7 protein-coding genes are annotated in these 4,342 nt (G+C 27.1%); 3 read left to right on the forward strand and 4 right to left on the reverse strand.

Features of this window, described 5'->3' with window-relative positions; genetic code table 11:
• Together CD129_RS10430 and CD129_RS10435 are read left to right on the forward strand one after the other, a co-directional pair.
• On the forward strand, positions 1-420 hold a 420-nt coding region (locus CD129_RS10430; RefSeq protein ID WP_126577750.1), incomplete at its 5' end, for a sigma-70 family RNA polymerase sigma factor.
• A 76-nt stretch (positions 421-496) separates the two neighbouring features.
• Entirely contained in the window at positions 497-949 is a 453-nt protein-coding gene (locus CD129_RS10435; RefSeq protein WP_237687658.1) for a competence protein ComK, read from the forward strand.
• A gap of 53 nt (positions 950-1,002) precedes the next feature.
• Here the strand turns inward: CD129_RS10435 and CD129_RS10440 are convergent, their stop codons facing one another.
• Both CD129_RS10440 and CD129_RS10445 read right to left on the reverse strand, forming a co-directional pair.
• Entirely contained in the window at positions 1,003-1,836 is an 834-nt protein-coding gene (locus CD129_RS10440; protein WP_115337304.1) for a DUF5996 family protein, read from the reverse strand.
• Between the two features lie 21 nt (positions 1,837-1,857).
• Positions 1,858-2,313, reverse strand: a complete 456-nt coding sequence (locus CD129_RS10445) for a hypothetical protein (protein ID WP_078357587.1) — start codon at positions 2,311-2,313, stop codon at positions 1,858-1,860.
• A gap of 98 nt (positions 2,314-2,411) precedes the next feature.
• Here CD129_RS10445 and CD129_RS10450 point away from each other — a divergent pair, with 98 nt between their 5' ends.
• Positions 2,412-3,089: a helix-turn-helix domain-containing protein gene (locus tag CD129_RS10450; RefSeq protein WP_078357588.1), complete on the forward strand. Its 678-nt coding sequence runs from the start codon at positions 2,412-2,414 to the stop codon at positions 3,087-3,089.
• Here CD129_RS10450 and CD129_RS10455 read toward each other — a convergent pair.
• Both CD129_RS10455 and CD129_RS10460 read right to left on the reverse strand, forming a co-directional pair.
• Positions 3,080-3,712, reverse strand: a complete 633-nt coding sequence (locus CD129_RS10455) for an HAD-IA family hydrolase (RefSeq protein ID WP_078357589.1) — start codon at positions 3,710-3,712, stop codon at positions 3,080-3,082. The two genes, CD129_RS10450 and CD129_RS10455, sit on opposite strands and share 10 nt — an antisense overlap.
• A gap of 66 nt (positions 3,713-3,778) precedes the next feature.
• Positions 3,779-4,168 (reverse strand): hypothetical protein, encoded by a 390-nt coding sequence (locus CD129_RS10460; RefSeq protein WP_170167695.1) that lies wholly within the window; start codon positions 4,166-4,168, stop codon positions 3,779-3,781.
• Positions 4,169-4,342 lie beyond the last annotated feature (174 nt).

Raw genomic sequence — 4,342 nt, forward strand, 5'->3', positions numbered from 1 at the left:
TTACTACACCGTTACAATATAAAATATTGCTATGATGATTATTTCCAACTCTTACTTATAAAGCTATGGGATTTATTAAAAACGTTTGATAAATCAAAAACAAATACGATGGATAAATATATCTATACTAAATTAAAGTTCTATTTAATTGATTGTATAAGAAAAAACAGCAAAGAAATGAACCGCTTCATACCTACTTCTCATGATATTATGTTAGACCAAAGTTTTGTTGAACATTATAATTGTGAAATGTATAGCATGCTTGAAATTTTATCACCAGAGGAACTATTGTGGTTTAAACTAACGTTACAAGGATTTTCAACTCAAGAGATTGCAATTCATTTCAATAAAAGTGAATCGACAATCAAGTATTATAGAAAGAACGCTAGAAATAAGTTGAAATGTCATTTTTTATTTTAGGTACAATGATATGTCATCACAATACAATCAATAACTTTCCATTATTAGTATTATCACTAATAGAGGTGACTTAACAATGATGAATATCAACCCAAATATGACAGTCATTCAACACTCAAAAAATCCTAAATATAAATACCAAATCGAATATATAGATCATTCAATTTTAAATACGAATCTTTCTATTCATTTACTTTTAAACGATGCATTAAAAATTGAGGGTGCGAATATGAAATCAAGAGAACAATATGCAAAACATATACTCAAAATTTCAAAACTCATCCCTGTTATGATTTATGCATCTCAAGATTTTGTTCTTTTTCCAACGAGTGCTAAAAATCATATTAATTATATGATGATAAATAGTAAGCATATTACTAATATTGAAGCGTACAAATGTTATACAAGACTCTTATTTAATAATGACACCTCAAAAATTATAAAACATGATTTTCATACCATAACTAAGAAAATGGGAGAATCATTAAGGCTCATACAATATCAAAAACATCACATATTCAAGCAATAAATTTATATACAAAAAACAGCCAGATAATGAATGTTTCATTGTCTGGCTGCTTTTTATTGTTCGTTATGTGTTAGTTTACTGCTTACACCTGATAACAATGCTTGATATGCACTGTTAAAGAAAGTAAGTAACACTTCATCTCTTCTTATGATGCTTTGTAAATCTTCTTCATATATTAAGAAGCTACCATCTTTACCATTATATTCTGCATAAGAAGGCTCTACTTGTTTTAAGTTAATTTTATCTTGCTTAAATGGATTAATCTTTATAATATAATAAGGAGATTCTCTATATTTATCTCCAAAATAATAGCATAAAGAAACTGTATAATCTTGATTACCTTCTATATAAAATATAGACGTGATATCAAATTTATCCCAAAACAACCCTGTTTTAACATCTTTAATATTTCTTGAATGTAAAAATTGGTAATGGTCATACTGAGCTTGTTGCATAAGTCTTAATGCATGATATGCTGTTTTAGGATTAAATACGCGTTCTTTATCATCCTGCTCCAATGTTTTTTCATAAGGAATATTATATGGTTTCGTATTAATTTTAATATTTATTCCGTTGTCAGACAGTGTATCAAATACAAAATCGTAATATTCTTTAATAGTTTGTCCAGATTCTAAAATAATAGATTCTTCTTTTCCATCTATTATAATGATTAATAGCTGATCTAATAAGTCTAAATTGATTTCAAACTCATGCCCATCTTTTTTTAATACGCTTGTAGATAACCCTACTTGATTAACGGTTAACATCACGTGTTTATATAACGGTTCAGGTTCTTTTACAGCTAAACAACATTTCCCCATTATTTGTGCTATATACCTAATCGTAGCACGTGTATCACGCCATTCATCAAAATATAACAAGCTCATCTACGACACCCCCTAGTTAATCTACATTAAATCTTTAAATCTTCTAGCTATAAGTAAACGCCTTGTAAAATAAGCATTAACCCATTTAATTCCTTTGTATCCAATGAAAAATAAAATGATACCAATTACAAGATATAGTAATTGCAAAGTCAGTGCAGTACTTATTGGTTTAGTAAAGTATAAAGTAAATGTCCCTAACACTAACAATGCAGCAGTAATGAGAATACCTGCCATAAGTACGTTGCCAAATAGCAATCCACCTAAAGTGAATACTTTATAAAAGCTACTTGGTGGTGATGCTTTTTCTATTATTTCATCTTCTACAAAATGATTTACAAACTTACTAGGTTTACCATACTTTTCAAGTAAACGTTCTTCTCCATTAACATTTAACTTTTCTTTAGCTATATTTTTTTCTTTTTTATTTATAAACCATAATTTTTTATAAACAATGGATTTGTATTGTTCATTATTCATTGTACACCTCTAAAAAGTCATTAATATTATAATTATAACATTAAATAAAGTAAGCGTTGTTAAATTTTTAGAAATCAGACTATGAAGGGAATTATATAATGTTTACATTTGAAGTGAATCAAATTCATAATGAGGATATATATATTTATAATTATGAGCATTTATCAATAATTTACGTAACAGATGGAGAAATTCAAGTGTTCTATCACTCATTAAACAAAATATCTCATTTTAAAAAAGGTTTTTGTTGTATCGTACCTTTTGATGAATATAGTTATATCAATGCTTTATCTGGTTCTGTAATTATTCTCACATTAAATTATTTTCTGATTTTAACGTTGGCAAATAATATTTACCCTCGTTTATTATCAATAGATTATTCTAAACTATCTCATTTAAAAAATGACGCTACAACAAAAAAACATCTACACCTTTTAGCTCAACACTCACCTTTTAATGCCTCAAGTTTAAACACTCAAATTTCATTTAGTATTATTACGATATTAAATATTTTGTCAAAAAGTATAAATGAAGTTATGGATTTAACAGAACAAAAATTAAAACCTAAAAATATTCATTGTTGCTATCACAAAGACTCTATGATTGTTAGACTATTTGAGGCTTCAGTTGAATTACTTAATAATCCACAAAAATCAATTGCACATATCGCAATTGATTATGGTTTCTGTGATCAAGCTCATTTTACAAAATTATTTAAAAAGCATCGAAATATGACACCTCATACATTTAGACAACAGTATGCTTTCTATAAATAGAGGTCTATAATTTCTTTTGCTTCTATATCTTTATTTAATATCTTTAAATCATCAAAATTCAAATCTTCTGTTATTTCATGTGTAATGACAATCACATCCATACCAGCATCAATAGCCGCTTGTGCCCCATTTGTTGTATCTTCAATTGCTAAGCATTTATTTGGTTTAACTTGAAGATCATGTGCTGCTTGAATATATAGTTCTGGATTTGGTTTTACAAATGCAACATCTTCACGCCCTTTTACAACATCAATATATTCATCTAATTCTAACCTTAAAACGTTTGGCATAATATGTTCTTTATAACTACTTGTTGCTATCCCCATTTTCAAATGGTTTTTATGTCCATATTCAATCAAGTCTTTAACAACTGGTTTCATAGATAGTGATTTTGTTCCTTCATAATGATCTTTAAACATTTCTTCTAAAGCTAACTCAGAACCTAGTGCATTTAGGATTTTATTATCTAATTCTTTAGAAACAGAACCTATAGAACTTTTGTATTCTTCTAAACTTATTGGTTCGTTATTTTTATTAATAATATGTTTATTTAAAGTGTTAAATAAGTTTATTTCTGTATCTATAATTGTGCCGTCAAAATCAAATATAATTGCTTCGTACATATTCTTCACTCCGTTCTAAAAAATAAAGAGGCTGAGACGATTAAATTGTCCAGCCTTTTATGATAATTATAATTCTTCTGATTTAAGTGTCAATTCTAAACGATCGATAATATTTTCTAATTGGATTAGACTAAGCGCTTTATCTTTCGCTATTTGCTCTCTATTTGAAGCAAGAAATTGCACTATGACTTGTAATGGAATTATTGCAGCCTCTTGAGTTCCATCATAATCAATTATAAACAAACCATCTGATTTGCTTAAGTTTAGTTCGTTTTGTTTTTCTGTGGGTAAATCATTTTTAAAATATACTGCACCATGTGGGAAAACTTTATGTTTTCTCTCTTCTAAACTTGTTACAGCTTCATGGAAATTTTCTTGATTCAAACCATTATAGAATTGTTTAATTATTTGTTTACGATCTTTTTTATCGTTGTATAATTTTAAATTACTTAACATACTCACTCACCTCATCCTGTTTCATCAATTTTAACATTTTATACTGAATTTTTTGAGTATTTTAATATTACATTTTCAAGTCATTTATTACATATTTATCCTATTTTCACCAAAGGTTCATAATTAACTTATATATCTTATTGTAATTCAATATAAAAAATTATACCTTTAAAT

It is taken from the genome of Mammaliicoccus fleurettii, assembly GCF_003970575.1.
Taxonomy (GTDB): Bacteria; Bacillota; Bacilli; order Staphylococcales; family Staphylococcaceae; genus Mammaliicoccus; species Mammaliicoccus fleurettii.